The 14,814-nt window shown below is 69.8% G+C and carries 11 protein-coding genes, 1 tRNA gene and 1 pseudogene; 11 read left to right on the top strand and 2 right to left on the bottom strand.

Annotation, left to right across the window (positions count from 1 at the left end; genetic code table 11):
* The first annotated feature begins 853 nt into the window (after positions 1 to 853).
* The 9 genes from dnaN to FNH09_RS36625 all read left to right on the top strand — a co-directional run bounded on the left by dnaN (position 854) and on the right by FNH09_RS36625 (position 12,144).
* Complete coding sequence (gene dnaN / locus FNH09_RS36670; RefSeq protein WP_162469651.1) at positions 854 to 1,984, top strand: DNA polymerase III subunit beta; 1,131 nt, start codon at positions 854 to 856, stop codon at positions 1,982 to 1,984.
* Positions 1,985 to 2,157: 173 nt separating this feature from the next.
* Positions 2,158 to 3,033, top strand: coding sequence for a phosphogluconate dehydrogenase (NAD(+)-dependent, decarboxylating) (gene gnd, locus FNH09_RS36665; RefSeq protein ID WP_152894208.1), 876 nt, complete (start codon positions 2,158 to 2,160; stop codon positions 3,031 to 3,033).
* Positions 3,034 to 3,073: 40 nt separating this feature from the next.
* A complete protein-coding gene (recF, locus tag FNH09_RS36660; protein WP_152894207.1) occupies positions 3,074 to 4,198 on the top strand; it encodes a DNA replication/repair protein RecF in 1,125 nt (374 codons plus the stop codon).
* Positions 4,195 to 4,755, top strand: a complete 561-nt coding sequence (locus FNH09_RS36655) for a DciA family protein (RefSeq protein WP_162469650.1) — start codon at positions 4,195 to 4,197, stop codon at positions 4,753 to 4,755. The genes recF and FNH09_RS36655 overlap by 4 nt, the downstream gene beginning before the upstream one ends.
* Positions 4,756 to 5,229: 474 nt before the next feature.
* The gene (gyrB, locus tag FNH09_RS36645; RefSeq protein WP_162469649.1) at positions 5,230 to 7,314 is read left to right on the top strand and encodes a DNA topoisomerase (ATP-hydrolyzing) subunit B; all 2,085 of its coding nucleotides are present in this window, start codon (positions 5,230 to 5,232) and stop codon (positions 7,312 to 7,314) included.
* A 42-nt stretch (positions 7,315 to 7,356) separates the two neighbouring features.
* On the top strand, positions 7,357 to 9,951 hold the full coding sequence (gyrA, locus tag FNH09_RS36640; RefSeq protein WP_152894205.1) for a DNA gyrase subunit A: 2,595 nt from the start codon (positions 7,357 to 7,359) through the stop codon (positions 9,949 to 9,951).
* Between the two features lie 18 nt (positions 9,952 to 9,969).
* Positions 9,970 to 10,713: a DUF3566 domain-containing protein gene (locus FNH09_RS36635; protein ID WP_162469648.1), complete on the top strand. Its 744-nt coding sequence runs from the start codon at positions 9,970 to 9,972 to the stop codon at positions 10,711 to 10,713.
* A 111-nt stretch (positions 10,714 to 10,824) separates the two neighbouring features.
* A tRNA-Ile gene (locus FNH09_RS36630) sits at positions 10,825 to 10,901 on the top strand.
* 328 nt (positions 10,902 to 11,229) lie between these two features.
* Positions 11,230 to 12,144, top strand: a complete 915-nt coding sequence (locus FNH09_RS36625; RefSeq protein ID WP_152894204.1) for an alpha/beta hydrolase — start codon at positions 11,230 to 11,232, stop codon at positions 12,142 to 12,144.
* 106 nt (positions 12,145 to 12,250) lie between these two features.
* On the opposite strand, the gene FNH09_RS36620 is transcribed toward FNH09_RS36625, so the two are convergent.
* On the bottom strand, positions 12,251 to 12,610 hold the full coding sequence (locus tag FNH09_RS36620; protein WP_152894203.1) for a DUF6344 domain-containing protein: 360 nt from the start codon (positions 12,608 to 12,610) through the stop codon (positions 12,251 to 12,253).
* Positions 12,611 to 12,971: 361 nt separating this feature from the next.
* Here FNH09_RS36620 and FNH09_RS49130 point away from each other — a divergent pair, with 361 nt between their 5' ends.
* Positions 12,972 to 13,100 carry a DLW-39 family protein gene (locus FNH09_RS49130; protein WP_003999697.1) on the top strand — a complete coding sequence of 43 codons (129 nt, stop codon included), beginning with the start codon at positions 12,972 to 12,974 and terminating at the stop codon, positions 13,098 to 13,100.
* 262 nt (positions 13,101 to 13,362) lie between these two features.
* Complete coding sequence (locus tag FNH09_RS36610) at positions 13,363 to 14,655, top strand: hypothetical protein (protein WP_152894209.1); 1,293 nt, start codon at positions 13,363 to 13,365, stop codon at positions 14,653 to 14,655.
* On the opposite strand, the pseudogene FNH09_RS47290 reads toward FNH09_RS36610, so the two are convergent.
* Positions 14,619 to 14,814, bottom strand: a pseudogene (locus tag FNH09_RS47290) (serine/threonine protein kinase); the annotation flags it as partial. The gene FNH09_RS36610 and the pseudogene FNH09_RS47290 overlap by 37 nt on opposite strands.

Raw genomic sequence — 14,814 nt, 5'->3', positions numbered from 1 at the left:
GCCGCAGACCCCTCGCACCGGCCCTACGGCCCTCGTCCCGGGGAGCCGGCCGGTCGTCCGCGAGCCATCCACTGTTCGATTACCTGGGGGGTTACGGCCATCCTCCACAGATTGGGCGACTTTTTCCCGTCCACATCCTGGGGACTGGGAAGTTGTCCAGACGGTTTCCACAGGCAGCCCTGTTGAAGGACCATCAGACCAGGTCAGGTGGTTGTGGATTCGTGGACGAAGGATCTCCACAGACTGTGGACAACGCGTCGGTCCACAAGCTGTGCACGAAGTTGTCCACCGACAACCCACAGGCAGGGGCTGCTTGTCCCCAGTGATCCCCGGCTTCTCCACAAGGCTGTCCACTGTTCGGCAACCCGTCGCCCCTGCTCACTGCGTCGAGTGAAAGGCGTCACACGAAGGTGCCGGGTTGGGCTGTGGGAAAGGCGGGTAAAGCTGGGGACGACGCTGGGGAGAAGTGGCCCCCGGCTGTGCACGGTGTGTGCAGAACTTTCTGTTCTCCACAGAAACCCCGAGTTGTCCACGGCCTCTACCCACAGGGCCGGTGGACAAAAAATCGCCTCTGAGCTGCGAAAACGGGGTTATCCACGGTATCCACAGCCCCTACTACTACTCCCGACTAGAGAGAGCGAGAAATCCGTTTCGAAGGGGGTCCTGTGCACAACTCGCTGCTCGGTGCCCGGCTGCCCCTCGTCACGACTTGACCCCGATAGGCACCTACTGTCAGTGCCGTGCGTCAGACTGTTCCCCGGTGTCCTTCCCGCCACGGGGATCGACGACACCGAGACAGACGACGAAGGCCAGGCAGAGCGAGAAGCGCCGGCAACAGCAGGAGGCGGCAACGGTGAAGATCCGGGTGGAACGCGACGTACTCGCGGAGGCAGTGGCCTGGGCGGCGCGCAGCCTCCCGGCCCGTCCGCCGGCGCCGGTCCTCGCCGGCCTCCTGCTGAAGGCCGAGGAAGGCCAGCTGAGCCTCTCCGGCTTCGACTACGAGGTCTCCGCACGCGTGTCGGTGGAGGCCGAGGTCGAGGAGGAGGGCACGGTCCTCGTCTCCGGCCGGCTGCTGGCCGACATCTGCCGCGCCCTCCCCAACCGCCCGGTGGAGATCTCCACAGACGGTGTACGGGCGACGGTGGTCTGCGGCTCCTCCCGGTTCACACTCCACACCCTGCCTGTGGAGGAGTACCCGGCACTTCCCCAGATGCCGAACGCGACGGGCACCGTCCCCGGCGAGGTCTTCGCCTCCGCCGTGCAGCAGGTCGCCATCGCGGCCGGCCGTGACGACACGCTGCCCGTCCTGACCGGTGTGCGCATCGAGATCGAGGGCGACACCGTCACGCTGGCCTCCACCGACCGCTACCGCTTCGCGGTCCGCGAGTTCCTGTGGAAGCCGGAGAACCCCGACGCGTCCGCGGTGGCCCTGGTGCCCGCCAAGACGCTCCTGGACACCGCCAAGGCCCTCACGAGCGGCGACAGCGTCATCCTGGCGCTGTCCGGCTCGGGCGCGGGCGAGGGTCTGATCGGTTTCGAGGGCGCGGGCCGCCGTACGACCACCCGGCTCCTGGAGGGCGACCTCCCGAAGTACCGCACGCTGTTCCCGACGGAGTTCAACAGCGTGGCCGTGATCGAGACCGCCCCCTTCGTGGAGGCCGTCAAGCGCGTCGCCCTGGTGGCCGAGCGCAACACCCCGGTGCGGCTGAGCTTCGAGCAGGGCGTGCTCATCCTGGAGGCCGGCTCCAGCGACGACGCACAGGCTGTGGAAAGGGTCGACGCCCAGCTCGAGGGCGACGACATCTCCATCGCCTTCAACCCGACGTTCCTGCTGGACGGCCTGAGCGCGATCGACTCCCCGGTGGCGCAGCTGTCCTTCACGACGTCCACCAAGCCCGCGCTGCTCAGCGGCAAGCCGTCGGTGGACGCCGAGGCGGACGACGCCTACAAGTACCTGATCATGCCGGTGCGGCTGAGCGGCTGACGGTTGTCCACAGCGTCCGCGGGCCCGGTGGACAAGCCGGCCCCGCGGACGAAGCCGCAGGTGAGGGCGTACGTATGAGCGCGTATGCCCACAGGTGTGCGTGAGCGTCCGGGTTTAGGCTCGGACACAGGTACGAAAGTGCCCTCGCCACACAGCAACCTAAGGAACAACTGATGGAGCTCGGTCTCGTCGGCCTCGGCAAGATGGGCGGCAACATGCGCGAGCGGATCCGCCGCGCAGGTCACACCGTCATCGGATACGACCGCAACCAGGACCTCGCCGACGTCCACAGCCTGGAAGAACTTGTGGGCAAGCTCAGCGGCCCGCGGGTGGTCTGGGTGATGGTCCCGGCCGGTTCCGCCACCCAGGCCACCATCGACGAGCTGGGCGAGCTGCTGGAGCCCGGCGACGTCGTCGTGGACGGCGGGAACTCCCGCTGGACCGACGACGAGCAGCACGCGCGGGAGCTGGCGGCCAAGGGCATCGGCTTCGTCGACTGCGGCGTCTCCGGCGGCGTCTGGGGCCTGGAGAACGGCTACGCGCTGATGTACGGCGGTGACGTCGAGGACGTCGCCAAGGTGCAGCCCGTCTTCGACGCCCTCAAGCCCGAGGGTTCGTTCGGCGCGGTGCACGCGGGCAAGGTCGGCGCGGGCCACTTCGCGAAGATGGTCCACAACGGCATCGAGTACGCCATGATGCAGGCTTACGCCGAGGGCTGGGAGCTGCTGGAGAAGGTCGACTCCGTCACGGACGTGCGCGAGGTCTTCCGCTCCTGGCAGGAGGGCACGGTCATCCGTTCCTGGCTGCTCGACCTCGCGGTGAACGCCCTCGACGAGGACGAGCACCTGGACGCGCTGAAGGGTTATGCACAGGACTCCGGCGAGGGCCGCTGGACTGTGGAAGCCGCCATCGACAACGCCGTGCCGCTGCCCGCGATCACGGCGTCGCTGTTCGCCCGGTTCGCCTCCCGCCAGGAGGACTCGCCGCAGATGAAGATGATCGCCGCACTGCGCAACCAGTTCGGCGGCCACGCGGTCGAGAAGAAGTAATCCGCTACCCGAAGGATCTGGGGGAGGTCGGTTCACGACCATGCACGTCACGCATCTGTCGCTGGCCGACTTCCGCTCGTACGCCCGGGCCGAGGTTCCGCTCGACCCGGGCGTCACCGCCTTCGTCGGTCCCAACGGCCAGGGCAAGACGAACCTCGTCGAGGCCGTCGGCTATCTGGCCACCCTGGGCAGCCACCGGGTCTCCTCCGACGCGCCCCTGGTCCGGATGGGCGCCGACCGCGCGATCGTCCGCGCCCAGGTCAGGCAGGGCGAACGGCAGCAACTGGTCGAGCTGGAGCTCAACCCGGGCAAGGCCAACCGCGCCCGCATCAACAGGTCGTCGCAGGTCAGACCCCGTGACGTGCTGGGCATCGTACGGACGGTGCTGTTCGCTCCCGAGGACCTCGCGCTGGTCAAGGGCGACCCCGGGGAGCGGCGCCGCTTCCTCGACGAGCTGATCACCGCGCGCTCCCCGCGGATGGCCGGCGTGCGCGCCGACTACGAGCGGGTCCTCAAGCAGCGCAACACCCTCCTGAAGTCGGCCGCGCTGGCCCGCCGCCACGGCGGCCGTTCCATGGACATGTCCACGCTCGACGTATGGGACCAGCACCTCGCGAGCACGGGCGCGGAGCTGCTCGCCCGGCGTCTCGACCTGGTCGCCGCGCTCCAGCCGCTCGCCGACAAGGCGTACGAGCAGCTGGCACCCGGCGGCGGGCCGGTCGCCCTGGAGTACCGGCCGTCCGCGGCCGGGATCACCGGCCACACCCGTGAGGAGCTCCGCGACCAGCTGATGGCCGCCCTGGCCGAGGCCCGCAAGCAGGAGATCGAGCGAGGCGTCACCCTGGTGGGACCGCAGCGCGACGATCTGCTGCTCAAACTCGGGCAGCTCCCTGCCAAGGGCTACGCCTCGCACGGCGAGTCCTGGTCCTACGCGCTGGCGCTGCGGCTGGCCTCGTACGAGCTGCTGCGGGCCGAGGGGAACGAGCCCGTGCTGATCCTCGACGACGTCTTCGCCGAGCTCGACGCCCGTCGCCGCGAGCGGCTGGCCGAGCTGGTCGCCACCGGTGAGCAGGTCCTGGTGACGGCCGCGGTCGACGACGACGTCCCCCATGTGCTGGCGGGCGCGCGGTACGCCGTGGCCGACGGGACGGTCGAGCGGCTGTGAGCGGCCAGGAACCGGCCCGGGAGAAGGACCCGGGGCAGATACCGGGAAAGACACCCGAGCCCTCGGGTGTCGACCTCGCGCGGGTGGCGTTGCGGGCGGCCCGCGAGCAGGCACGCGCGCGCGGGGACGCGGTGCAGCAGAAGAAGCAGGCCCGCCGGGGTGGCGGTCTGCGTTCCGGGGCACGCGCCGACGGCCGTGACCCGATGGCGCTCGGCTCCGCGATCAGCCGGCTGCTCAACGAGCGCGGCTGGGAGACGCCCGCCGCGGTGGGCGGGGTGATGGGCCGCTGGCCCGAGATCGTCGGCGCGGACGTGGCCAAGCACTGCGTTCCGGAGAAGTACGACGAGGACGAGCGGGTGCTGGTCGTGCGCTGCGACTCCACGGCCTGGGCGACGAACCTCCGACTGCTCGCCCCGACGCTGGTGGCCCGGCTGAACGAGGACCTCGGGCACGGCGCCGTGAAGCTGATCAAGGTGTACGGGCCCAGCGCCCCCGTCCGCCGGTACGGCCCGCTGCGCGCGCCGGGCAGCACCGGCCCCGGTGACACCTACGGGTGATCGCGGGCCGGCCCGTGCCCGGTGGGACGGGCCGCCGCAGGCCCGCCGCCGACCCGCCGGAGGACCTCCGCGGGGTCGCCCGAGAGCCGATTCCGGGCTGGCCGGGCATCACGCGAGAGTGACTTACCTCACGTGGTGGGGGTACACGATGCATTCGTCGTACGACCGCACGCGGTTGCGAATTCCGATCTGACCCCTGAGTAGCAAAGGGTTGACACCTCAAAGCGCTGAGTGCCGCTGTGAGCCTCTTGGAGCCCCCATCCGCATATCGGGACCCGGAAGAGCCCGGTTCAGGGCGGCACATGCGGACTCAGGTACCGGCAAACCCCCATCACTGTCAGCGCAACCGGTAGACTGGAAGCAGATCCCGCCCCAAACGTGGGGACCGCCCGGGAGAAGCTGAGCAACGCTGATCAAGGCTTACCAACGCAACATGCCGCAGCCGCTCCGGCAACCTGCCGACGAGCCTGGCTCGTGCTGTGCCAGAAAGGGCGCTTCGTGGCCGATTCCGGCAACACCGACGAGAACATCCCGTCCACCGACGAAGGCGCGAACGACGTGGCCACCCCCTCGGGCGGCGAGGTAACCGCCTCGTACGACGCCAGCGCCATCACCGTCCTCGAGGGTCTGGACGCGGTCCGCAAGCGACCCGGTATGTACATCGGCTCGACCGGCGAGCGCGGTCTGCACCACCTCGTGTACGAGGTCGTCGACAACTCCGTCGACGAGGCGCTGGCCGGACACGCGGACACGATCGACGTGACGATCCTCGCCGACGGCGGTGTCCGCGTGATCGACAACGGCCGTGGCATCCCGGTGGGCATCGTCGCCTCCGAGGGCAAGCCGGCCCTGGAGGTCGTGCTGACCGTGCTGCACGCGGGCGGCAAGTTCGGCGGCGGCGGCTACGCGGTCTCCGGCGGTCTGCACGGCGTGGGCGTCTCGGTGGTGAACGCCCTGTCCAGCAAGGTCTCCGTCGAGGTCAGGACGGACGGCCACCGCTGGACGCAGGACTACAAGATGGGCGTCCCCACGGCGCCGCTGGCCAAGCACGAGGCCATCGAGGAGACCGGCACCTCGGTCACCTTCTGGGCCGACGCGGACATCTTCGAAACCACCGAGTACTCCTTCGAGACGCTCTCGCGGCGCTTCCAGGAGATGGCGTTCCTCAACAAGGGCCTGACGATCAAGCTCACCGACGAGCGCGAGTCGGCCAAGGCCACGGCCGGGGCGGACGAGGCGGGTGCGGACGAGAAGAGCGAGGTCAAGACCGTCACGTACCACTACGAGGGCGGCATCGTCGACTTCGTGAAGTACCTCAACTCCCGCAAGGGCGAGCCGGTGCACCCGTCGGTCATCGACCTGGAGGCCGAGGACAGGGACAAGAGCCTGTCCCTCGAGGTCGCGATGCAGTGGAACAGCGGTTACAGCGAGGGCGTGTACTCCTTCGCCAACATCATCCACACGCACGAGGGCGGTACGCACGAAGAGGGCTTCCGCGCGGCGCTCACCAACCTGATCAACAAGTACGCGCGCGACAAGAAGCTGCTGCGCGACAAGGACGACAACCTCACGGGCGACGACATCCGCGAGGGTCTGACGGCGATCATCTCGGTGAAGCTCAGCGAGCCGCAGTTCGAGGGCCAGACCAAGACCAAGCTGGGCAACACCGAGGCCAAGACCTTCGTCCAGAAGGCGGTCTACGAGCACCTCGCCGACTGGCTGGACCGCAACCCGGTGGAGGCCGCGGACATCGTCCGCAAGGGCATCCAGGCGGCCACCGCGCGCGTGGCGGCCCGCAAGGCGCGCGACCTCACCCGTCGCAAGGGCCTGCTGGAGTCGGCGTCGCTGCCGGGCAAGCTCTCCGACTGCCAGTCGAACGACCCCACCAAGTGCGAGATCTTCATCGTCGAGGGCGACTCCGCCGGCGGTTCGGCCAAGTCCGGCCGCAACCCGCAGTACCAGGCGATCCTCCCGATCCGCGGCAAGATCCTCAACGTGGAGAAGGCCAGGATCGACAAGATCCTCCAGAACCAGGAGATCCAGGCGCTGATCTCCGCCTTCGGCACCGGTGTGCACGAGGACTTCGACATCTCCAAGCTCCGCTATCACAAGATCATCCTGATGGCGGACGCCGACGTCGACGGCCAGCACATCAACACCCTGCTGCTGACCTTCCTGTTCCGCTTCATGCGGCCGCTGGTCGAGGCGGGCCATGTGTTCCTCTCCCGTCCCCCGCTCTACAAGATCAAGTGGGGCCGGGACGACGCGGAGTACGCGTACTCGGACCGGGAGCGCGACGCGCTGATCGAGCTCGGCCGGCAGCGCGGCAAGCGGGTCCGGGAGGACTCGATCCAGCGCTTCAAGGGTCTCGGCGAGATGAACGCCGAGGAGCTGCGCATCACCACGATGGACCAGGAGCACCGCGTCCTCGGCCAGGTCACCCTGGACGACGCGGCCCAGGCCGACGACCTGTTCTCGGTCCTGATGGGCGAGGACGTCGAGGCCCGGCGCCAGTTCATCCAGCGCAACGCCAAGGACGTCCGCTTCCTCGACATCTGAGTCGGTCTCAGCTGACCGCATCAGGAAGGATCCTCACCAGCAATGACCGACGAGAACACACCTGCCGTGCCTGAAGAGGGCGGCGAGATCGTCCTTCGTGTCGAGCCCGTCGGGCTCGAGACGGAGATGCAGCGTTCCTACCTCGACTACGCGATGTCCGTCATCGTCTCGCGTGCGCTGCCCGACGTCCGGGACGGCCTCAAGCCCGTCCACCGACGCGTGCTGTACGCCATGTACGACGGCGGCTACCGCCCCGAGCGCGGCTTCTACAAGTGCGCCCGCGTCGTCGGCGACGTCATGGGCAACTACCACCCGCACGGCGACTCCTCGATCTACGACGCGCTGGTCCGCCTCGCGCAGCCGTGGTCGATGCGGATGCCGCTGGTGGACTCCAACGGCAACTTCGGCTCCCCGGGCAACGACCCCGCGGCGGCGATGCGGTACACCGAGTGCAAGCTCGCGCCGCTGTCGATGGAGATGGTCCGTGACATCGACGAGGAGACCGTCGACTTCACGGACAACTACGACGGCCGCTCCCAGGAGCCGACCGTCCTGCCCGCCCGCTTCCCGAACCTGCTGATCAACGGTTCGGCGGGCATCGCGGTCGGCATGGCCACCAACATCCCGCCGCACAACCTGCGCGAGGTCGCGGCCGGCGCCCAGTGGTGCCTGGAGAACCCCGACGCCTCGCACGAGGAGCTGCTGGACGCCCTCATCGAGCGCATCAAGGGCCCCGACTTCCCGACCGGCGCCCTCGTGGTGGGCCGCAAGGGCATCGAGGAGGCCTACCGCACGGGCCGCGGCTCGATCACCATGCGCGCGGTCGTCGAGGTCGAGGAGATCCAGAACCGCCAGTGCCTGGTGGTCACCGAGCTCCCGTACCAGACCAACCCGGACAACCTCGCGCAGAAGATCGCCGACCTGGTGAAGGACGGCAAGATCGGCGGCATTGCCGACGTGCGCGACGAGACCTCGTCCCGTACCGGTCAGCGACTGGTCATCGTCCTGAAGCGGGACGCGGTCGCCAAGGTCGTGCTGAACAACCTCTACAAGCACACCGACCTTCAGTCGAACTTCGGCGCCAACATGCTGGCGCTCGTCGACGGCGTGCCGCGCACGCTCTCCCTGGACGCGTTCATCCGCCACTGGGTGACGCACCAGATCGAGGTCATCGTCCGCCGTACGCGCTTCCGGCTGCGCAAGGCCGAGGAGCGGGCGCACATCCTGCGCGGCCTGCTGAAGGCCCTGGACGCCATCGACGAGGTCATCGCGCTGATCCGGCGCAGCGACACCGTCGAGATCGCGCGCGGGGGCCTGATGGAGCTCCTGGAGATCGACGAGATCCAGGCCAACGCCATCCTCGAGATGCAGCTGCGCCGGCTGGCCGCCCTGGAGCGTCAGAAGATCGTCCAGGAGCACGACGAGCTCCAGGCGAAGATCACCGAGTACAACGCGATCCTGGCCTCTCCGGAGCGCCAGCGGGCCATCGTCAGCGAGGAGCTGGGCGCGATCGTCGAGAAGTTCGGCGACGACCGCAAGACCATGCTGGTGCCCTACGACGGCGACATGTCCATCGAGGACCTCATCGCCGAGGAGGACATCGTCGTCACCGTCACCCGCGGTGGCTATGTCAAGCGCACCAAGGCGGACGACTACCGGGCGCAGAAGCGTGGCGGCAAGGGCGTGCGCGGCGCGAAGCTCAAGGAAGACGACATCGTCGACCACTTCTTCGTGTCGACGACGCACCACTGGCTGCTGTTCTTCACCAACAAGGGCCGCGTCTACCGTGCGAAGGCGTACGAGCTGCCCGACGCGGGCCGGGACGCGCGAGGCCAGCACGTGGCGAACCTGCTGGCCTTCCAGCCGGACGAGGCGATCGCCGAGATCCTCGCGATCCGTGACTACGAGGCGGTGCCGTACCTGGTGCTGGCCACGAAGGCCGGTCTGGTCAAGAAGACGCCGCTGAAGGATTACGATTCGCCGCGCTCCGGTGGTGTCATCGCCATCAACCTGCGAGAGCGGGAGGACGGATCCGACGACGAACTGATCGGAGCCGAACTCGTCTCGGCCGACGATGATCTCCTGCTGATCAGTAAGAAGGCTCAGTCGATCAGGTTCACCGCCTCGGACGACACTCTGCGGCCCATGGGCCGTGCCACCTCGGGCGTCAAGGGCATGAGTTTCCGTGAGGGCGACGAGCTGCTCTCGATGAATGTTGTTCGACCGGGTACGTTCGTGTTCACTGCCACCGACGGCGGATACGCGAAGCGGACCGCTGTCGACGAGTACCGCGTCCAGGGTCGCGGCGGCCTCGGCATCAAGGCTGCCAAGATCGTCGAGGACCGTGGATCGCTCGTCGGGGCGCTGATTGTCGAGGAGAGCGACGAGATCCTCGCCATCACGCTGTCCGGTGGTGTGATTCGCACGCGAGTCAGCGAGGTCAGGGAGACGGGCCGTGACACCATGGGCGTCCAACTGATCAACCTGGGCAAGCGCGATGCCGTCGTAGGTATCGCACGTAACGCCGAGGCGGGACGCGAGGCGGAGGAGGTCGACGGCGACGACGCCGTGGACGAGTCCGCCGAAGACGTCACGACCATCGGCACGGACGAGGGCGCGGAGCCCTCGGCCGAGTAGCACGAGGAGTGAGTCATCGTGAGCGGAGCCACCGGCGCCGGACCGTCCGGTACCTCGATCGGTACGGAAACGGACGGCGGCGGCCGTGGCTCCGCCACGAATGCGACAGACTCGCACTCGACTGACACTCATGGAACCCAGGGGGGAACTGTGACGGACACCCGAGGCCCGCAGACCCAGCAGACGGCTGGGACGGGCCCGGCCGCCCCGGCCGCCCCGGCGCAGCCGCCCGGCCAGCCCGGCACGCACGCCGGCTCACCGCTGCCGGGGGAGCGCCAGCCCCAGCAGCCTGCCGGGCCCTACCACCCGCCGCAGGCCTATCAGACGCCCGCGCCCGCCGCCCCGGCGTCCGCGGTGCGCAGGCCGCGTACCGGCGCCCGTACGACGCCACGGGTGCGCAAGGCCCGACTGCGGGTCGCCAAGGCCGACCCGTGGTCGGTGATGAAGGTCAGCTTCCTGCTCTCCATCGCCCTGGGCCTCTGCACGATCGTGGCGTCGGCCGTGCTGTGGATGGTCATGGACGCGATGGGCGTCTTCTCGACCGTCGGAGGCACCATCTCCGAGGCCACCGGCTCGAACGAGTCGAACGGCTTCGACCTCCAGTCGTTCCTGTCCCTGCCGAACGTCCTGATGTTCACGTCGATCATCGCGGTGATCGACGTCATCCTCGCGACGGCTCTCGCGACCCTCGGCGCGTTCATCTACAACCTCTCAGCGGGCTTCGTGGGCGGCGTCGAGCTGACGCTGGCCGAGGACGAATGACCCCTGGGGACGGTCTCGCCGACGCCCCGGCGACTACCGATTTTGGGACTGCGCAGGTCGTGCGCTAATCTTCAGGAGTCAGCGCGCGGGACACACACCGCAAAGCGCGGCGGGGCTATAGCTCAGTTGGTTAGAGCGCATCCCTGATAAGGATGAGGCCACAGGTTCAAATCCTGTTAGCCCCACCAACGAGAAGACCCCCGGTCCACTTGGACCGGGGGTCTTTTGCGTCAACGGTCGACACGGGCCGTCCGGCCGGCCGGCGCTCCCACAGGCGCGCCTGAGGGGGCCGACGACAGCCCGAAGGCTCACACGTGCGATGCCGACCCCTTCGGGCGCCTGGTGGGCTCCTGAGGGGGTCGCACCGCACCCCTGGTCCAACCGGCCTGCCACGGCGTCCCGTGGCGTCCGACCGTGCGGGAGGTCCTGCGCGGGCGCGGACCGACGGGAGTCTAAAGTCCCTTGTCCGATGAGGACTTGGGACGCGGGGAGGGGCCCGCGGGAGAGGGGGCCTTGATGTCGTACGACGGTGGGGGAAACCTGGCGCCGGGATCCGGCGCGCCCACCGGCCCGGCGCGGCCCGACCTGCCGGCACTGCCCGACGTGCCCGATCTGGTCGTCCGGCTGCGCGCCGCGGCGCACGAGCGCCGTGCCGTCCGTCCACGGGGGCCTGAACTTCACCGGGTGGAGGACGCCTTCGTCACCACGGACGCCGGAGCCGTTCCCGTCCGCCGCTACCGTCCCGGCGACGGGCCGCGCCCGCTGCTGGTGTACCTGCACGGCGGCGGGTTCGTCTTCGGCGACCTCGACACCCACGACCGCACCTGCCGTCGTATCGCCCGGGCGTGCGACGTGGACGTTCTCGCGGTCGACTACCGGCTGGCCCCGGAGCACCCGCACCCGGCCGCCGTCCGGGACGCCGTCGCGGTGCTGCGCGCCGTGCGGCCCGCTGCGGTGGCCGGCGACAGCGCCGGTGGCTTCCTCGCCACCGCGGCGTGTCTCGCACTGCGCGACGAGGGCGGACCGCTGCCCGCGGTGCAGGCCCTGTTCTGCCCGAACACCGATCTGTTGCTCCGTCAGCCGTCCATCGCCGAGAAAGGCACCGGCCACGGCCTGGACGCGGACGACCTCGCCGTCTTCGTCGAGCAGTTCGTCCCCGACCCCGCCCGGCGCCGCGCCGCCTCCCCGCTGCACGCCGACGATCTGTCAGGACTGCCCGCCGCCCTGATCGTCACCGCCGAGCACGACGCGCTGCGTGACGAGGGCGACGCCTACGCCCACCGGCTCGCGCAGGCGGGTGTGCCGGTCCGGCACCGGGTCGAACCCGGACTCGTCCACGGCTTCATTCAGGGCATGGACCTCACCGACCCGGCCGCGGCGGCCGCCCACGAGCGGCTCTTCGCCGACCTGCGGGAGCTGATCCCGCGCTGATGAAGCCTGAGTGAACCGTGTGGCAAAGAGGCCCTCGACCTGGACCAGGTCGAGGGCCTCCGCGTTCGGTCGTCGGTGGCCGGACGCAGGTCCGCCGGCCGTGCTGTCACTGCTGGAGGGGCGCGGGGGGTTCGTCCGGGACCTCGGGGCCTTCGCAGAGGGACTGGACCGGCGGAGCCGCCTCGGTGTCCGCCGTCGGGCGGTTGCGGCAGCTGGGCGACTTGCCGTGGGCCTCGGCGTGGATGCGCTGTTTCATCGTGGGAGGCAGGGACCGGTCGAAGGACCAGAGCCAGGGGGCCGGGGCCGCAACCGTCATCCCCAGGGCGTTGCCGCTGCTCTTGCGGATCGGCTCGGTCCGGGCTACCGCCGTCGTGGCGGTCGTCGTGACGAGTCCGAGCGCCGTGCACAGCGCGAGGAAGGCGGTGACGATGACGGTCCACAGCTTCATGACCGGGTTGCGGCCCATGGCCTCTCACTTTCAGGTCGGTCGATTTGCGTACTTTGTTCATGATGTGTATGTCGGTCGCGAAGTGGTGGATCGACGCCCATGGCGCGTCGATCTTCGGATCAACACCACACGGATGGGCGCAAGAGGGGTCAAAAATCGGAAGAGGGGGAGCAGGTGGGCGCAATGCGGGCGAAGTCGCTGTGCGTGGAGGGGTGCTCACTCTCCGGTCGCCGCGCTGGTCGGAGGGGTTCGAGCCGCTCGTACTGCGCTGTCCCGGACCGCAGTTGGGAGCCCCGATGCAGGTCACTGATCGATATCGGCCGGTGTGTATAGTCGGGCGCCAGAGGTCCCCTACGTCAAGGAAAGACGAGGTCGCGCGGTGAAGAAGCTTCTCCTGGTCGCACTGGCCGCCATCGGCGGGCTCCTCGTGTACCGCCAGATCCAGGCGGATCGCGCCGAGCAGGATCTGTGGACGGAGGCGACTGACTCCGTGCCCACGGGTTCGTGAGTACCGACACCGGATTCTGAACAGACCCCGACCGCCCTTGCGGTCGGGGTTTTGCGTTGTCCGGGGCCTCCGATTTCGGACGCTCGTACGGATTGACCGGGTGGTCCGCCGCCCGGCGGGGCAGGATGGGCGACGTTCCGGTCCGGCAGCGGCGAGGGGGCGCGTAGTGGGGCGCGTGTGGGGACGGTGTACGAGGGCGTGGAGACACGCCGGGGTCCGGTGGAGGCGACCGCGGGCGCGCGCGGTTGCCGTGGCGGCGGTCCTGTGCTCCGTGGCGGCCACCGCGGCCGTACCGGGCGCGGCGGCCGCCACGCGCACGTCCGCGGCCTCCGCGGCGTCGTCCGCGTCCGCGGCTCCCGGCTACGCCTTCGCCGAGGGCGCCCGGACCGTCGTCGGCGCGGCCGGGACCGCGGACGCCGGGCGCCTGGATCCTGGGGAGACCTACCGGAGCACCCTCCCGAAGAACGGCAAGGCCTACTACCGCCTGGAACTCGACGCCACGTCGAGTGCGTACGCCTCCGCCACCGCCGTGCCCGCCCCGGACGCCTCGATCGCCGCCGTGGACGGGATCAGGGTCTCCGTACAGGACTCCGACGGTCATGCCTGCTCGTACGACTCGGCGATCTTCGGAGCCGCCCGTAGTCCGCGGCCCGTCACGGCGTGGGGCGCGCGGGAGGTGTCCCCGGCCAAGGCCCTGTGCCGTGAGCCGGGCACGTACTACCTGGTCGTGGAGCGGCTCGGTACGACGGGCGCCGCGCCGGAGGCCTGGGACCTGGAGCTCGCCGTGTTCTCGGAACCCCGGCTGGAGAAGACCGGCGCGACGCGTGCGCCCGAGGTCTGGAACTCCGCCTCCCCCGCTCCGCTCGGGGACGAGCCGCGCGCGCGGCAGGGCGGCGCGGGCTTCGGCTCGGCGACCGCGGTCGGGCAGGGGGTCTGGCGGGCCGACATCGTGCCCGGACAGACGCTCTTCTACAAGGTGCCCGTCGACTGGGGACGGCAGCTGTACGCCACCGCCGACCTGGGCAGCGCGAGCGGCGGCAGCGGCTACTCCGTGGGAGCCCTGGTGCTGTCGCTGTACAACCCGGTGCGCGCGCAGGTCGAGGACGTGGGCGTCAGCTACGACGGCACGCAGAAGTCCGCCGCGCTCGCCCCCGTGCCACCGGTCCGCTACGTCAACCGCTACGACGTCACCGACGCGGTCGGCGCGATGCGCTTCGCCGGTTCCTACTACCTGGTGGTGCATCTCGCCGTGCAGGTGGCCGACCGGTTCGGCGCCGGCCCGTTCGGGCTGACGCTGCGGGTGCGGGTCGCCGGCGCGGGGGAGACCGGGCCCGGCTACGCGGGGCGGTCCGCGCCGCAGGGCGTCTTCGAGGTCACGGCACAGGACCGGGCGGCCGCGGACGGCGACGCGGGCCGCAGCACGGCGATGACGGCGCTCGCCGCGGGCGGTATCGGTACGGGCAGTGTGCTGCTGCTCGGCCTCGGGGTGTGGACGGCGGCCGCGCGCCGCAGGGACGCTCAGACGCGGGTCAGCGCCCAGAACCCCACGGCGTAACAGGCCAGCGCGAGCAGCAGCACCGGGACGGCAACCCTGGCGGGCGGGCCGGGGCGGCGCCGGGCCCGGTGGCGTGCGGTCTCCCGGGCCGCGGGTGGCGTCTGCGGGACCTGGGCGGTGTACGAGGCGGTCGAGGTGCCGGTGTGCCCCGGCTGCGGG

The sequence above is a fragment of the Streptomyces adustus genome, from assembly GCF_009377175.1.
Lineage (GTDB): Bacteria > Actinomycetota > Actinomycetes > Streptomycetales > Streptomycetaceae > Streptomyces > Streptomyces adustus.
This window is presented reverse-complemented; position numbering and strand designations above follow the sequence as displayed.

Bases quoted from the DNA above. Each gene is read 5' to 3' on its own strand.
- gnd (WP_152894208.1), top strand. From the start codon at position 2,158: ATGGAGCTCGGTCTCGTCGGCCTCGGCAAGATGGGCGGCAACATGCGC.
- recF (WP_152894207.1), top strand. From the start codon at position 3,074: ATGCACGTCACGCATCTGTCGCTGGCCGACTTCCGCTCGTACGCCCGG.
- gyrA (WP_152894205.1), top strand. From the start codon at position 7,357: ATGACCGACGAGAACACACCTGCCGTGCCTGAAGAGGGCGGCGAGATC.
- FNH09_RS36625 (WP_152894204.1), top strand. From the start codon at position 11,230: ATGTCGTACGACGGTGGGGGAAACCTGGCGCCGGGATCCGGCGCGCCC.
- FNH09_RS36620 (WP_152894203.1), bottom strand. From the start codon at position 12,610: ATGGGCCGCAACCCGGTCATGAAGCTGTGGACCGTCATCGTCACCGCC.